Below are 15,142 nucleotides of genomic sequence, written 5' to 3' on the forward strand. Positions count from 1 at the left end.
ACATATAGTTTAGTTAATATGACTAAACTTTATTAAATAATTTCAAATAACCATCTTGACTTTTTAACAAAAAACTATTACAATGCATGCACAAAAAACTATTAAGAAAAGGAGAAATTTATTATGGCATTTAAACCACTTAAAGATAGAGTTCTCGTAGAACGTGAAGAACAACCAAACACAACAGCATCTGGACTTTACATCCCAGATACAGCCAAAGAGAAGCCTCTAGAAGGTAAAGTAATTGCAGTTGGACCGGTCGCAAGAGAAGACGGTATCGATGTAGGGGACACGGTAGTATTTGCAAACTTCTCAGGTATGGAAATTACTATAGAAGGTAAAGAATATCTTATTTTACTCAGTAAAGAAGTCTTGGGACTTATCAAATAATTATTAACTATATAAGGAACAAACGATGGCAAAAGAAATATTTTATTCAGACAAAGCAAGAAGCGGACTATATGCAGGTGTTAGCAAATTAGCTGACGCTGTGAAAGTTACAATGGGACCAAGAGGTCGTAATGTACTTATACAAAAAAGTTATGGTGCACCACATATTACAAAAGACGGTGTGAGTGTTGCTAGAGAAATAGAGCTGAGTGATAGCCTCGAAAATATGGGTGCACAACTGGTCAAAGAAGTAGCAAGTAATACAGCTGATGAAGCTGGTGACGGTACAACTACTGCTACAGTACTGGCTCATTCTATCTTCAAAGAAGGTCTTAGAAACATTACCGCCGGGGCAAACCCTATAGAAGTTAAAAGAGGGATGGACAAAGCATCTGCTGCCATCATCGAAGAACTAAAAAAAATGTCCAAAGAGGTCAAAGATAAAAAAGAGATTGCACAAGTAGCAACTATCTCTGCAAACTCAGATAAGACTATCGGTAACTTGATCGCTGAAGCTATGGACAAAGTAGGGAAAGATGGTGTTATTACAGTCGAAGAGGCCAAAGGTATCGATGATGAGCTTGAAGTGGTTGAGGGTATGCAGTTTGACAGAGGATATCTCTCTCCTTACTTTGTAACAAATTCTGAAAAGATGACTTGTGAGATGGAAAATCCTATCATTCTTTTAACCGATACAAAAATCACTTCACTTAAAGATCTTGTACCAATGCTTGAACAAGTGCAACAAAGTGGACGTCCTCTTCTTATCATCGCTGATGATCTAGAGGGTGAAGCACTTGCTACACTTGTACTTAACCGTCTAAAAGGTGTATTGAACATCGTAGCAGTGAAGGCTCCTGGATTTGGAGATAGAAAAAAAGAGATGCTTAAAGATATCGCCATCTTAACTGGTGCAACACTCATCACTGAAGAGCTTGGACTTACGCTCGAAAAAGCGACACTGGCTGAACTAGGTCATGCAGCAAGAGTTGTGATAGACAAAGACAACACTGTGATCGTTGATGGTAAAGGTAATAAAGATGCCGTTACGGCCAGAGTAAATGAGATCAAAACACAGATATCTACAACTACAAGTGAATATGACAAAGAAAAGCTTCAAGAGAGACTTGCAAAACTCTCAGGTGGTGTTGCTGTGATCAAAGTAGGTGCAGCTACAGAGACTGAAATGAAAGAGAAGAAAGACAGAGTTGATGATGCACTTTCTGCAACCAAAGCAGCTGTAGATGAGGGTATTGTTATCGGCGGTGGTGCTGCACTTATCAAAGCAAGTCAAGCCACTTCACTTCATCTTACAGGAGACGAAGAAGTGGGTGCACAGATCATCTTAAGAGCTGTATTTGCTCCTATGAAACAAATCGCACAAAATGCCGGATTTGACGCAGGTGTTGTGGCAGATAAGATTGCAAACTCTACTGATGCAAACTTAGGTTTCAATGCTGCAACTGGAGAATATGTAGATATGCTAGAAGCAGGTATCATCGATCCATTCAAAGTTGCGCGTGTAGCACTTCAAAATGCTACTTCTGTAGCAAGCTTGCTTCTGACAACCGAAGCAACTGTTTCAGATATACCAGAAGCACCTGCTCCATCTATGCAAGACATGGGTGGAATGGGCGGTATGCCGGGTATGATGTAATTTGATTTAAATTACACCAAATTACAAGACCAGATCGCTATCTATAACGTTCTGGTCTTCAACTACCCATTATCTAATCAGTTTTTGAAATTCAAAGACAGGTAAGGGTTTTGAAAAATGATACCCTTGCATATAGTCACACCCATAAGAAGCTATCAACTCAACCATTTTCTTATTTTCTATACCTTCGACCACTATTTTCATTCCTAAAGTGTGTGCCAATTCTATGATCGCTTTTACAATTCTTTGATCTTCTTCATTTGTTAAAATATAATCTACTAAACTCTTATCAATTTTTACATTATCTGCAGGAAATTTTTTCAAGTACCCAAAAGAAGTATACCCAGTACCAAAATCATCCAATGAAATACCAACACCCAACTTTTTGAGTGCAAGAAAGTATTTTTCAGTCTGAGATTCATTGCTCATGGCAATACCCTCTGTAATTTCAAACTTAATCCATTCGGGATGAATCTGATGCTCTGCAAGTTTTCTTTCTACATGTTGTACAAATTCACCCGTATTTATTTCCACCATAGATACGTTAATGGAAATCTCAACCGGCTTAAAATTAAATAACTCCCAACGCTTTTGCTGTTTAAGTACTTCTTCAAGTACATATTGACCCAACTTAATAATAAAACCTGTTTTTTCCATTAAAGAGATAAAAACATCTGGAGGGATCAAACCATATTGAGGATGTTTCCAACGGATAAGTGCTTCAGCAGCTACGACTTCTTCATTTTCTACTTTGACAATAGGTTGATAATATACTTCAAATTCACCTTTGCTCAATGCCCCCGGCATATCACTATTCAGTCTCAATTCATCATAATCAGCAGCAAATTTTTCAGGTATAAATATATTAATCTTACCATCACCCTCTTTTTCTGCCTCAGCCAATGCTTTATAGGCATAATCAAGTAATTTTCTTATGCTTCCACTATCTGGATATATAGCTATACCTGCTGAAACTGTTAAATGTAGATTCACATCTTCCATCTTATAAAATGATGCCAGTTGCTTCTGAATATCTTCTACAAATGCTCTTGACTCTTCTATGGAATGTAAATTGGTTACAGTAAGTAAAAAATGGTTATCGAAGGTATGGTACACTGATACATTTAAACTTTTCCCTAAAGTCTCCAAATAGGTAGCAAACTTTTTTAGTACAGCATTGGCTTGCTCATATCCTATAATTGACCGTAACATGGAAAAATTATCTAAACTCAGTAGCATTAATGCCAATTTGTTTTTTTCCAAATGAGATTTAGAAAAAAATGCCGGTAGATCATGATATGCTTGCAGTTGATTTGGTAAATTTGTAAGTTGATGCCTAAAATGTGTGCCGGAATGCTCTTTGTCTTTTGTCATATCTTGTATATATATAACATCACACAACACCTCATTAGGCATCCTCATAACTATAGTATCCAAATATAAATTAATAGGTATCTCATCATCAGAAATTCTTAAAATTGAGTGGGGATAAGTACAGACCTTTTCCTTAGTACCAGAACGTTTATCTTCTATAAACTTATCTAACGCTATCCAATCCTTTTTTACTTTTATGTGCACGATACTTTCAAATTCTTTCAATAAAAAATTATTATTTAATTGTAGCAGTCTAACCATTGTATTATTGGCATACATCACTTTATTTTTATCAGAGAGTATCAAGACTGCATTTTCAGAAATGTCAACTGCTTTTTGAAAAACCTTTAGATTATTCTCAAGTGTTTCGCCTAATCTCTTTTTTTCTTTTACAAGAAAATAAATATAGAGTACAAAGAAAATGAATAAAAGTGAAATCGAAACTAATACATATCCTTCTGCTGTCATTTGATTGATAATCTGTGTAAGTTTTTCCAATGTGATATTCATACAGTAACCTTATAGGTGTTAAATTCGATTATATTATACCAACATTCAAACTCATGTTTTACTTAAACATAAAGCTTCTATTTGTGTTGAAGCATCTTCAATGATAAATTTTTGATTCACGTTAAGCTCACTAAGTTCTATGATCTTTCCATCTATAGACGTTTGTGCCCAACCTTTACGGCACTGAAGTTTAGGATCATTCATCTTCAATTTTTTATCTATGTACTCTAAATATTGTCTTTTTTGTTCCAATATAAAGACCATATTTTGCTTATAATTTTTGTACATTTCAGGTAAAGAAGCAGAAAAATGCTCTAACTTATACGCTATTACTCTCTTAAATTCATCTTCTAAACGAACAAACTTCATTTGTATCTCTTTGAGTAGTCTGCTAGGTGAACTGCGTAACAATATCTCTTCTGTATGTTTTAACTCACGTAAAAGATGCTGTAGCTTTTGATTCATCATATAAGTAAATCGATCACTTATCTCACCTAAAGTATAGAGTATTTCTCTCGCATCAGGAAGTATCATCTCCATAGCAGCACTGGGTGTTGGCGCACGTAAGTCTGCAACAAAATCACTTATCATTACATCTACTTCATGTCCTACTGCACTCACAACTGGTGTTTGCATCATAAAAATGGCATCTGCTACTACTTCTTCATTAAAACTCCATAGATCTTCTGCACTTCCGCCACCGCGTCCCACAACAACCACATCTGCACCTAAACTATCTGCATAATGTAATGCATTGGCTATTTGAGCTGCTGCCTGATCTCCCTGCACCAATGTATCTACGATCACCACATCAAGTAACGGCCAGCGCTGTTCAATAACTTTTAGCATATCATGTAAAGCCGCACTCTCTTTTGCTGTGACTAATGCTATTTTTTTAATATGTTTAGGAATGGATTTTTTTCTTTGTGCATCAAAGTAACCTTTAGCCTTAAGACGCTCTTTAAGCTGTTCATAGGCTAATGCCAAAGCACCCTTTCCATAGGGTTCAATATGTACAGCATAGAATTGATATTCACCTCTAGGTGTATATACCCCTACTGAACCTTCTATAACAATATGCATCCCTTTTTCTAAACGAAATTTCAATTTTGTAACAGAAGAACGCCACATGACACATTTGATACTGCTCTCTTTATCTTTTACGGAAAAATATATATGACCTGAAGTATGGTAGGTAACGGAAGCTACTTCACCCTCAACAAGGATATGCATAAATGTGGCTTCAAGAAGTGATTTTATTTTTGTATTGAGTGAGGAGACACTCATCATAGATTGTGACATGAGACTCCTTTAGTGTGTAATTTTATTTTTTTTGTGCCACTAAAAGTGTAGAGATCCCCATAGAGAAGGATTTTGTATATTTCATTTCAAAGCCTGCTTCTTCTAACTCTTTAGCCAACATCTCTGTAGTTAAAAACTCTTCTATAGACTCAGGAAGATACTTATACGCTTCATAGTTTCGGGAGATAAGTCCACCAATTTTTGGTAAAACTTTTTTCATGCCGAAGTCTACTATCTTATCTATGAAACCACTTCTATCTTGTTTTGTAAATTCCAAGATCACTACTATACCATTGGGCTTTAATGCACGGTAAAATTCTTCTAATGCTTCTACTCTATCTACCACATTACGTATACCATAACTTATAGAAATAACGTCTGTACTCTCATCATCAATTGGTAGTTCTTGTGCTTTACCTTCTATGAACTGGGCAAAATCTACTTTCTTCTTAGCTACTTCAAGCATGCCTACAGATGGATCGACTCCAACATACTTATCAATAGTTACACCATTTTTCTCTGCCTGTTCTTTCCAATAAATAAGTAAATCACCTGTGCCAGTTGCCACATCAGTTATTTGAGTTAACTCTTTTTGATCTAATATCTCAAATGCCTTATCACAACCTTTTTTACGCCACTGGATATCAATCCCCATACTCAATACTCTATTGGCTAAATCATACGTTGATGCAATATCATCAAACATATGTACTATCTTATCTTGTTTATCTTTTTTATCTGTGAGTTTTTCAATCCCCAATTTGTCTGCTCCATATCATTAAATCCACATCTTTTTTGTCTTGATGTAAAAATTCTAAATTCATCTTTGTATTATAGGTTAAATTATGTGTAGATAGCTTAGGTGTTTGATAGATCAACATCCAATCTATCTTCTTTTGTAAGGCCTTTAACATTCCCTCACCACCTTCTACCAGTATAAAAGAAGGTTTACCCAAAAAAATTAAATCATCCCCTACACTCACCGTTCTGTTTTCTACATAAAATAAAGGAATATCTCTATCAAAATTATCTTCTTTTGTATAGATCATCACATCAGGTGCTTTGCCTTTAGTAAAACGACAGTCCAGAGTAGGTCTGTCTTCCCTTACTGTATTACCGCCTATGAGTAATCTATCACATACTTCTCTTAGCTGATGGACATGGGTTAAAGAAACTTCAGAACTAAGATAGCCTCCACCGATACGACCATTGGTTGTCTGTGCAAGTTTAAAGAGGACAAAAGCTCTCCTTTGCCATATCATAAAAGGCTCTATCAGATCTCTGCATTTATCTTCAAGTACACCTATACTTGCATTTCCCAACTTCTTCATACCGCCATCATGACCCTCTATAGGGTCTTGTATACCTATAATCACTCTACTTAATGCAAGTGACTGTAATAAAGAAGCACAAGAGGGTGTCTTACCTTCATGCGAACAAGGCTCCAGTGTCACATAAATACTGCAGTCACTAAAAAAATCTTTGGGGAGTGCTAAAAGAAAGGTATGTGCCTTTTGAGCATCATTTGTATCAAAGTCTATCTGTGTATTTGAAAGTGTTTCGTAGGCTGAAATGAGGGCCAATACTTCTGCATGTGAAGTACCTGCTTTTTGATGGGCCTCTATGGCTAAAATGTTACCATTCAAAGTAACTACAGCACCTACAGCAGGATTGGGGTAAGTCAAACCTTGATATTCCCAAGCTTTATCTAGAGCAAGTTGCATATAAAATTCGTCTCTCATAGCAACTTCCCCTTTACTTAAAATCTAAATTCAGTTCCAGTCAAAATAGGTTTTTGCTGTACCTATTACTCCATATTCAAAGCTCTCATCACCCTGCTTTGTTTCCACAACAATACCATCATTATCCGCACTTTTCAATACGCCTTTTAGTTTGTCACCGCCTACTATTTTAAGCTTCACTTTTTCACCAATAGCATTTTTAAAATGCACAGGTTTAGTTAGTTTTCTCTCAATACCAGGAGAACTGATCTCTAAACGGTATCTTTGGCTCATAGGAGGATGTACATCTAAAAAAGGAGATAGCTCATGAGAAATTTTAGCACACAGATCAAGACTTACACCACCTGCTTTTGTCACCAGTACACGAAAAATAGTCTCTTCAAATTCAGTCACTATCTCTGTATCATACAAAGCTGCACCATTGGCTTCTATGATTTTAGCTATTTGTGTTTCAAGATTCATCTTTGGACTCCTCATCATCTTTAGCATGTCTTGTACCTATTTGTTTAAAAAGGTCTTCTATGCGGCTTACTTTCTCTAGCTGATGATCAAACTCAAATGTAAACCGTGGGGCCTTGAACCATCCCTCACTCTGTTTACAATGGTTTTGTATATATCCGGACACAGCTCGTAACTGTCTTAATGCTTCATTCTGCTCTTTCTCATTCAAAAATGAAGTATCCAGATACACTTTAGCATCAGATCTACCTTTTGAACACACAACATCCGTAACTGTAAGCCCGTTTATGCGCTCATCATCCAAACTAGCAAGTGCTTCAGGAATGATCTCTTTGAGTACAGATTCTACTCTATGCCGTTTGATCTCTTCGTGGGTCATTTTATAACGTCACTTGTTCTTCAACATCTTTAAATGTTTCAATTACATCGCCATCTTTAATATCATTATAGTTTGCGAGCATAATACCACATTCATAACCATTTTTCACTTCTTTAGCATCTTCATTGAAACGCTTAAGTGAAGAAATAGTGCTTTCATATATAACCACTCCATCACGGATAAGTCTGGCTTTAGAGTTTCTTGTGATGACACCATCAGAGACTTTACATCCGGCAATAGTACCAACTTTACCAACAACAAATGTCTCACGTACATCTGCCTGTCCAGTTACTTCTTCAGAAATGACAGGACTCATCATACCACCAAGAAGTGCTTTTACATCATCAAGTAGATCATAGATGATGGAGTAAGAACGTATCTCTATACCTAATTCTTTTGACTTCTTCTTCACTGCACCTGTTGGACGCACATTGAATCCAAGTACAACCGCATGTTCAGATGCATCAGCAAGTGCAAGATCACTCTCCGTCACTCCACCCACACCTTCATGAATGATATTTACTTTTACCTCTTCATTTCTAAGCTTCTCTAAGCTACCTTTGATAGCTTCAAGAGAACCTTGAACATCTGCTTTGATGATCACAGGAAGTGATTTGAGCTGTCCTTCAGCAATAAGTGCAGAAAGATCATCAAGAGATGCTTTAGTACTCTTAGAAAGTTGCTTAGTTCTGTCATATTCAGCTCTTTTCTCAGCTAATTCACGTACTTCTTTGTCTGTATCCATAACGATAAGTTCATCACCGGCTCCAGGTACTTCATTAAGCCCTACAATAGCTGCTGGTGTACTTGGTCCGATCTCTTTAACATTACTTCCGTCATCAAGTCTAATCGCCTTAATACGTCCATATGTTTTACCCACGATCACATTATCACCAATATGCAATGTACCATTTTTGATAATGACATTGGCAACTGGTCCAAAACCTTTTTCAAGAGAACTTTCAACCACTACAGCCTTCGCTTTTCTACTTGGATCAGCTTTTAGTTCCATCACTTCTGCTTGTAAAAGAATCGTCTCAAGCAAGTCATCTATACCCATACCTGTGTGCGCTGAGACAGGTACGAATTCATACTCTCCACCCCAATCAGTTGCCATAACACCTATTTCTGACAGTTGAGCCTTAACGTTATCAGGGTTTGCACTTGCTTTATCCATTTTGTTAATAGCAACGATAAGAGGTACACCTGCTGCTTTAGTATGCGCGATCGCTTCTTTAGTTTGTGGCATTACACCATCATCTGCCGCAACAACAATAATAACAATATCTGTTGCCTGTGCTCCACGTGAACGCATTTCTGTAAATGCTTCGTGACCTGGAGTATCCACAAAAGTGATCTTCTTACCATTTTTTTCTACCTGGTAAGCACCTACGTGTTGTGTAATACCACCCGCTTCTTTATCTGCTACTTTTGAAGTACGAATTCTATCAAGAAGTGATGTCTTACCGTGGTCAACGTGTCCCATGATGGTAATAACAGGCGGTCTCTCTTCAAGATTAGCCTCATCCTCTTCTGCATCATAATCCTCTGTAATATCAAGTTCATCAAGAGGGTTTACCGTCGTAACTTCAACTTCAAACTCTTCAGCAAGAATTTCAATTTCATCTTTACTTAAAAAGTCATTCTTTGTTACCATCATACCAAGTGCAAAAAGTACACCAACAACTTCACCTACAGAACGGTTTACTTTTTCAGCAAACTCATAAACCCTTACATTCTCAGGAATTTCTACAGAAGTTACCACTTCAGCATTTTCTACTTTTTCATACTTCTTACGTTTACCGCCACGCTTAAGCGATCGCTTCTGCTGAGGACGGAATGGTTGTCTGCCTTTAGCAGGTCCACCATTTGCTGCTTCTCTCTTTTTCGCTTCTTCTTTACGTTTTTGTTCTTGACGCATCATATCTTCATAGATGTTTTTATCAGAGAAATCTAAAAGTACTACTTCTTCACCACCAAAACCGCTATCTATTTCACCACTCATACTGTCATGGTTGAAAATATCTATCTTCGTACCAGTATCTCTAGCTTCAGCAACTTTCTTAGGTTTCTTTTTTGCTACATATGGTGTTTGATCATCCATAGAGATCTTCGTTGAAGCTCTTACCGGTGCTGGTTTCGCTTTTCTAACGATCTTGATTCCGCCACGAGAAAGTGTTTTTCTCTTTGGTTTATCTTCATCTTCTGCAGCGGCAGGTACTTCAGGTTCTGTTTTCTTACTGACAACAGAAATACCTTTACGTTTTTTCACTTCTTTGACTACAGGTTTTTCAACGATTTCTTCAACCGCTTCTGGAGCTGCCGCTTCAACTGTCTCTTCTTTTGTCATTTCAGAAGTCTCTGTAACAGTTTCAGCTGCCGGCTCTTCTATCACTGCAGTTTCAACTTCTGGAGTTGAGACTTTCTTTTCAACAACTTCTACTTTTTTCTTCACTACAGTAATTTTTGGTTTGCTACCTGGTTTAGTAAACTCTTTTGGTAATGTCCCGCTAATCGCATAATCTACAAGGATCCCAGCATCTTCCATGCTGATAGTGCTGTTAGCTGCTTTTACATCAAAACCTAACTCTTTGGCTTTGTCTAGCAAATCTGCGTTTGACAATCCCGCTTCATCTGCTATTTCTTGGATTTTAACTTTATCCATTCTTGATTAACTCCTTTAATATAATGCAATTACTTGCATGAGCTGACTTCAGTAGTCAACTGTTTCAATAACTTAGTAAATCGTTCTGCATCTTGTTTAAAACGCTTCACTAAGCCTTTGATTTTTTTCTCATCTGTTCCACAAACATCACAAAGGTAAAAACTTCTTCCTTTACCATCAAATGCTACTACCTCATTACCCTCATATTTTAATCGAATCAAAGTGTTTTGAGGATGTCTACTTCGGCAAGCGATGCACATACGTGTTGGCTGTGATTTTTTCATGCGTATTATACCTAAAAAGAGATTAAGCGTACAGCTTAACTTTTGGTGATGACACCATTATTGTCTAAAGAAAGAATAAATACCCTAAATTGAGGGAAACGTGCTTGCAGTGCTTGAGCCATTTTATCTGCATCCTTATCGTATACAAGGTTAAAAAATGTAGAGCCTGAACCCGAAAGAGTACTCATAAGTGCACCATGTTTCAATGCTAACTTCTGGACATCAAACAGTTCAGGCATCATTTTCATTCGTCTTGCCTGATGTAGTTTATCTTTGGATGCTATACGTAACAGATCCCAAGATTCACTCATAAAAAGTGCCGTCATGTAAGATGCACGAGAAAGGGAATACACTGTTTCCTCTTTTCTGTACATCTTTGGTAAAATCGTACGAGATTTTGCGGTTGAAATAGTACGATTTGGTACAACCACTACAGCCTTTAAATAGTCAGGCATACGTCTTTTTTTACTGTAGACCCTATCGCCTTCTACACAGGCAACATTAAAACCACCCATCACTGCAGGTGTTATATTGTCTGGGTGATGTTCGTAGCGTAATGCAAGGTTGAGTATTTCTCTTTTATTGTACTTTTTATCTGCAGCGGTATAAGCAGCACTCAAGGCTGCAACAATCACTGCTGAAGAACTCCCAAGTCCTCTTGAAATGGGAATACGATTATGGAATTCAAACCTAAAATTATCCTCTCTACCCGTAAGTCTTTTATAATTTTCATTAAAAATGCTTAAAAATAGAGAATTCTTTTTAATTTTAGGATTATCAGCACCCTCACCATGTGTTGAAATACTTAAAAATTTTGAAGGTGTGATCGTAATTTCATTTCTTAGATCTACTGCAAGCCCCAAGGTATCAAATCCTGGTCCTAAATTTGCAGAGGTTGCGGGTACGCTTATAAACATCTATTTCCTTATTTTGAACGCTTTTAGAGCAAAGCTCCAAAAATTACGCTGATACTATGTCATACTCAACTTATGCAACTGGTTGCATTTACTCTAGACAGCTGGCAGTATGTAGTCAGGTGTTGATTCTTCATCTAATTCAAGATCTTGAATACTCTGAGGTAATGTAAACTTTACATTGACTGGTTGCTCATATTTTTTTGTAATTATAGTCTCTTTTTCCTTGATAAAATAAAGATTGCCTACCGCTTTGATAGGTTGGCCTCCATTTAAAGCAAAACCACTACATCCTACACACTTAATACCTTGCATGATCTCTATCGTTTTAAGCATAATATAGGTGAGTTTTATAGCCATATAAGAGCCTGGACCTCGGGTATATATAATCATAGAGATATCATACTTGTCTAGACACTCTTTGATCAAAGGCAAAAGAATTTCGGAAGTTTTTAAATCACTGGATATAGTTTCTATAAGCGTACCCTCTTCATATACCCCTAACATAAGAGGTGAAGAGATAGATATAATGAGGAGTTCGTACCTCTTAGGCAAAGCTTTTTGCAAATGCTCTACTTTGTAACTCTTCTACTGCTACGAGATCATAATTTGTGCTGTCTGAAAGCAATTTAGCGGTAAGTTTATAATTCAAGTCATGACTTCCTGCAAATGATTCATATTTAGCCAGTATATTATGCCCAGAGACCATCATGTCTCCCATGGCATCCAATATCTTATGTCTTGCAAATTCATTTTCAAAACGTAATCCTTCAGGATTGAGGACTTTATGATCATCAAGTCCTATGGCATTTTGAAGTGTTGCTCCAAGTGCGAGGTTTTGACTTTGAAGATACTGTATGTCTTTGGCAAACCCGAATGTTCTTGCTCTTGCAATCTCTTCTACAAAATTTTTAGTACTAAACTCAAAATGCTCTTTCTGATCACCGATCACAGGGTGGTCAAACTTGATACGAAAATCAAATTGTGCACTCTCATGAGGTAATAGACGCACAAACTTATCACCTTCACTTACCTCAACCGGTTTTTTAACGCAGATAATTTTCTTTGGTGCATCCTGTTCTTGAATACCTGCTTCTTCTAACAAAAGACAAAAAGAGATGGATGAACCATCCATGATCGGCATCTCATTTCCATCTACAATTACACGCATATTGTCTATACCGTAAGCGTATACGGAAGAAAGAAAATGCTCTATCGTAGAGATATACCCTTTCTCATTACCTATGACCGTAGCCATACGTGTATCTATCACTGAATCAGGAGAAAGTGGTATGCTCATTGCTAGGTCTTCACGATAAAACATAATGCCCGCATCTACATCAAGCGGCTCAAGTCTTAATTTAATTGGCTCACCTTTATGCAAACCAATACCCACAACTTCAACGGGTTTTTTCAGTGTTCTTTGTTGCATTACTTTCTCCTTTCTCTTTATTTATTGCCCGTATTATAGTATAAAATTATAATTATTGCAAAGTGTACATATTTACTGTGGACAATATATAGACTATTTTCCCTGAATGATCTTATCTGCAGCCTTAAATATATCATCCACATTTTTCCTGATCCACTCTTGGTCAAACCACTCTACCGGCCTAACCTCTATACCTTGAACCAAAATACCAAAATGCAGATGATCCCCCAATGCCAAACCTGAAACACCCGTTTTTGCTATCGCATCTCCGGCATTCACTTCATCACCTTCATTTACCAGCAGTTGTGAACAGTGGCCATAGAGTGAATAAAGTCCTAATCCATGATCTATCATAGGCATATTTCCATAAATCCCATTTTCATTTGCATAGACTACTTTACCCGCATTTGATGTTTTAATCGTTGCCATTTTTGTACTTGCCAAGTCATACCCTACATGGTAAGAGTGAGACACTTCATTATCTTTGTGTTCATAATAATAGTGTCTTTCATCACCATAACTGGCAACCTTTTGTCCATTTTTAAGCGGATAGAACTTTTTTACTTTCCAACTATCTAAAATATCAGAAGAGACATCTTTACTTAAGGAGTGGATCAAGTCTTCATTTTTCAAGCGCATTGCTTCATTTATCGCTTTTAACTTTTCAAGTCTATCATCTATATTGGCATATTCAGGATTACTTGATGCTAGATCTGTGATCTTTCCATCTATGAATTTATCTTTTGCTTGGATCCATGAAACTTTATACTCATGGTTTTTTAAATAGAAAGGAATATCCACAGTACGTTGATTTTTCGCAGCATCTATGGCTACAACTTTAGCCTTAAAATCTTTATCAGTGAATGGCCATGCTATCAATGCAACATAGTATCCTTCTTTTTTATAAGGCTGTGCTTTAAACTTTTGTTCTCCTGCTTCTATGTAAAGTGTATCAAGATTCTCATCTTCTGCCTGAAATACAACCAAGGCACTTCCACCTTGTGTAATACTGTAAGAGTTCGCAATTACATTTACATTCGGTCTTGTAAAATCAACATTAATGTCAATCACTTGTTCACTCTTATTTCCCTTAGAAAAGTTCCACATACTACTGTCAGTAACTAACGCTTTTAATGTTAGTTTAGTGGCTTTAGGGTCTAGTGTTTTGCTTGTAGGATACTTCACTAAAAGTGTTTGCTTTTTTGTTTTCTCCTCAAATGTTCCTTGTCCTACGATAAGACTGTTTTTCCCATCACTTAAAATAAGCTCAAAACTTTTCAATCCTTCATTATCAGTAAGCTCAACTTTCAGAGGATCCTTACGATTCCAAAATACATTTTGTTCACTATAGACTCTTGGCACTTCTCTCTCAAATTCCGGTGCCGTATACACATACCCTGCTCCGGCAAGTAAACCCAGTACTATCAACACAAATACAACGACTATTTTACTTTTACCTTTTTTAGCACTTCTATTTTTCATCTATAATTCCTAATTCTTCTATCTTTTTTAAAATTGTATCTATACTTTCTTGTAAGCCACATTGGCTGAGAGTAAAGCCTGCTGCAACTTTATGTCCACCTCCGCCAAAAGCCATAGCTACTTTCGAGACATCCACTTCTTCACTGCGTAAAGAGATACGTATACCATCTTCTAATTCCATGGCAAAAAGTGCCACTTCCACCGTCACTAAAGACCGTGCATGATCCACAATACCTTCCATATCAGGTATTGTAGCACCTGTCGCTACTATATCCTCTTTTGTCACCATCAATGTCGCTATTCTGGCATCATGGTATAAAGATAAAGAAGCCAAAGCTTTTTCCAAAAGACGCAATGAGCTCAAAGGTTTTCTCTGGGTGAAATGATAAGCTACTTCATCAGGCAAAGCACCTGCTTTGACTAAATTTTTTGCTACGTTAAAAACCTCTTCATTCACTGAATTAGTGGTAAAATATCTTGTATCTGAGAGTAATGCTGCATAAAAACATGTTGCTGCATCAGCTTCTATTATATAAAGTTCTTTAAACAATG

At 36.9% G+C, this 15,142-nt stretch carries 15 protein-coding genes; 2 read left to right on the forward strand and 13 right to left on the reverse strand.

Annotated features, from left to right (window positions below; genetic code table 11):
* Positions 1-123 precede the first annotated feature (123 nt).
* Together ABZC96_RS03155 and groL are read left to right on the forward strand one after the other, a co-directional pair.
* Entirely contained in the window at positions 124-390 is a 267-nt protein-coding gene (locus ABZC96_RS03155; RefSeq protein ID WP_373029017.1) for a co-chaperone GroES, read from the forward strand.
* 25 nt (positions 391-415) lie between these two features.
* The gene (groL, locus tag ABZC96_RS03160) at positions 416-2,047 is read left to right on the forward strand and encodes a chaperonin GroEL (protein ID WP_373029019.1); all 1,632 of its coding nucleotides are present in this window, start codon (positions 416-418) and stop codon (positions 2,045-2,047) included.
* A 69-nt stretch (positions 2,048-2,116) separates the two neighbouring features.
* Here groL and ABZC96_RS03165 read toward each other — a convergent pair whose 3' ends face one another.
* The 13 genes from ABZC96_RS03165 to ABZC96_RS03225 form a co-directional block, all read right to left on the reverse strand.
* Positions 2,117-3,931: a putative bifunctional diguanylate cyclase/phosphodiesterase gene (locus ABZC96_RS03165; protein WP_373029021.1), complete on the reverse strand. Its 1,815-nt coding sequence runs from the start codon at positions 3,929-3,931 to the stop codon at positions 2,117-2,119.
* Between the two features lie 51 nt (positions 3,932-3,982).
* Entirely contained in the window at positions 3,983-5,233 is a 1,251-nt protein-coding gene (gene xseA / locus ABZC96_RS03170) for an exodeoxyribonuclease VII large subunit (protein ID WP_373029023.1), read from the reverse strand.
* 22 nt (positions 5,234-5,255) lie between these two features.
* Positions 5,256-5,993 carry a bifunctional demethylmenaquinone methyltransferase/2-methoxy-6-polyprenyl-1,4-benzoquinol methylase UbiE gene (gene ubiE / locus ABZC96_RS03175; RefSeq protein ID WP_373029025.1) on the reverse strand — a complete coding sequence of 246 codons (738 nt, stop codon included), beginning with the start codon at positions 5,991-5,993 and terminating at the stop codon, positions 5,256-5,258.
* Entirely contained in the window at positions 5,983-6,975 is a 993-nt protein-coding gene (gene ribD, locus ABZC96_RS03180; protein ID WP_373029026.1) for a bifunctional diaminohydroxyphosphoribosylaminopyrimidine deaminase/5-amino-6-(5-phosphoribosylamino)uracil reductase RibD, read from the reverse strand. Before ribD ends, ubiE begins: the two co-directional genes overlap by 11 nt.
* 30 nt (positions 6,976-7,005) lie before the next feature.
* Positions 7,006-7,437, reverse strand: coding sequence for a ribosome maturation factor RimP (gene rimP, locus ABZC96_RS03185; RefSeq protein ID WP_373029028.1), 432 nt, complete (start codon positions 7,435-7,437; stop codon positions 7,006-7,008).
* Positions 7,427-7,813: a 30S ribosome-binding factor RbfA gene (rbfA, locus tag ABZC96_RS03190; RefSeq protein ID WP_373029030.1), complete on the reverse strand. Its 387-nt coding sequence runs from the start codon at positions 7,811-7,813 to the stop codon at positions 7,427-7,429. The genes rimP and rbfA overlap by 11 nt, the downstream gene beginning before the upstream one ends.
* Before the next feature lies 1 nt (position 7,814).
* Positions 7,815-10,478, reverse strand: coding sequence for a translation initiation factor IF-2 (gene infB / locus ABZC96_RS03195; RefSeq protein ID WP_373029031.1), 2,664 nt, complete (start codon positions 10,476-10,478; stop codon positions 7,815-7,817).
* 29 nt (positions 10,479-10,507) lie between these two features.
* Positions 10,508-10,762 carry a DUF448 domain-containing protein gene (locus tag ABZC96_RS03200; RefSeq protein ID WP_373029032.1) on the reverse strand — a complete coding sequence of 85 codons (255 nt, stop codon included), beginning with the start codon at positions 10,760-10,762 and terminating at the stop codon, positions 10,508-10,510.
* Positions 10,763-10,797: 35 nt separating this feature from the next.
* Positions 10,798-11,679 carry a homoserine kinase gene (gene thrB, locus ABZC96_RS03205; RefSeq protein ID WP_373029033.1) on the reverse strand — a complete coding sequence of 294 codons (882 nt, stop codon included), beginning with the start codon at positions 11,677-11,679 and terminating at the stop codon, positions 10,798-10,800.
* A gap of 93 nt (positions 11,680-11,772) precedes the next feature.
* A complete protein-coding gene (locus ABZC96_RS03210) occupies positions 11,773-12,243 on the reverse strand; it encodes a hypothetical protein (protein ID WP_373029034.1) in 471 nt (156 codons plus the stop codon).
* The gene (lpxC, locus tag ABZC96_RS03215) at positions 12,224-13,108 is read right to left on the reverse strand and encodes a UDP-3-O-acyl-N-acetylglucosamine deacetylase (RefSeq protein WP_373029035.1); all 885 of its coding nucleotides are present in this window, start codon (positions 13,106-13,108) and stop codon (positions 12,224-12,226) included. Before lpxC ends, ABZC96_RS03210 begins: the two co-directional genes overlap by 20 nt.
* A gap of 93 nt (positions 13,109-13,201) precedes the next feature.
* Positions 13,202-14,590: a peptidoglycan DD-metalloendopeptidase family protein gene (locus ABZC96_RS03220; protein ID WP_373029036.1), complete on the reverse strand. Its 1,389-nt coding sequence runs from the start codon at positions 14,588-14,590 to the stop codon at positions 13,202-13,204.
* Positions 14,580-15,142 (reverse strand): bifunctional oligoribonuclease/PAP phosphatase NrnA (locus ABZC96_RS03225; protein ID WP_373029037.1); only part of this gene is annotated, 563 nt, incomplete at its 5' end. The genes ABZC96_RS03225 and ABZC96_RS03220, both read right to left, overlap by 11 nt.

Origin of the sequence: Sulfurovum sp. (assembly GCF_041551015.1) — a bacterium.
In the GTDB taxonomy this organism is placed as follows: Bacteria; Campylobacterota; Campylobacteria; order Campylobacterales; family Sulfurovaceae; genus Sulfurovum.

Excerpts from the sequence above, each read along its gene's own strand:
- rbfA (WP_373029030.1), bottom strand. The coding sequence starts at position 7,813 with ATGACCCACGAAGAGATCAAACGGCATAGAGTAGAATCTGTACTCAAA.
- groL (WP_373029019.1), top strand. The coding sequence starts at position 416 with ATGGCAAAAGAAATATTTTATTCAGACAAAGCAAGAAGCGGACTATAT.
- ABZC96_RS03220 (WP_373029036.1), bottom strand. The coding sequence starts at position 14,590 with ATGAAAAATAGAAGTGCTAAAAAAGGTAAAAGTAAAATAGTCGTTGTA.
- rimP (WP_373029028.1), bottom strand. The coding sequence starts at position 7,437 with ATGAATCTTGAAACACAAATAGCTAAAATCATAGAAGCCAATGGTGCA.
- ribD (WP_373029026.1), bottom strand. The coding sequence starts at position 6,975 with ATGAGAGACGAATTTTATATGCAACTTGCTCTAGATAAAGCTTGGGAA.
- lpxC (WP_373029035.1), bottom strand. The coding sequence starts at position 13,108 with ATGCAACAAAGAACACTGAAAAAACCCGTTGAAGTTGTGGGTATTGGT.
- infB (WP_373029031.1), bottom strand. The coding sequence starts at position 10,478 with ATGGATAAAGTTAAAATCCAAGAAATAGCAGATGAAGCGGGATTGTCA.
- ABZC96_RS03155 (WP_373029017.1), top strand. The coding sequence starts at position 124 with ATGGCATTTAAACCACTTAAAGATAGAGTTCTCGTAGAACGTGAAGAA.
- ABZC96_RS03165 (WP_373029021.1), bottom strand. The coding sequence starts at position 3,931 with ATGAATATCACATTGGAAAAACTTACACAGATTATCAATCAAATGACA.
- thrB (WP_373029033.1), bottom strand. The coding sequence starts at position 11,679 with ATGTTTATAAGCGTACCCGCAACCTCTGCAAATTTAGGACCAGGATTT.
- xseA (WP_373029023.1), bottom strand. The coding sequence starts at position 5,233 with ATGTCACAATCTATGATGAGTGTCTCCTCACTCAATACAAAAATAAAA.
- ABZC96_RS03200 (WP_373029032.1), bottom strand. The coding sequence starts at position 10,762 with ATGAAAAAATCACAGCCAACACGTATGTGCATCGCTTGCCGAAGTAGA.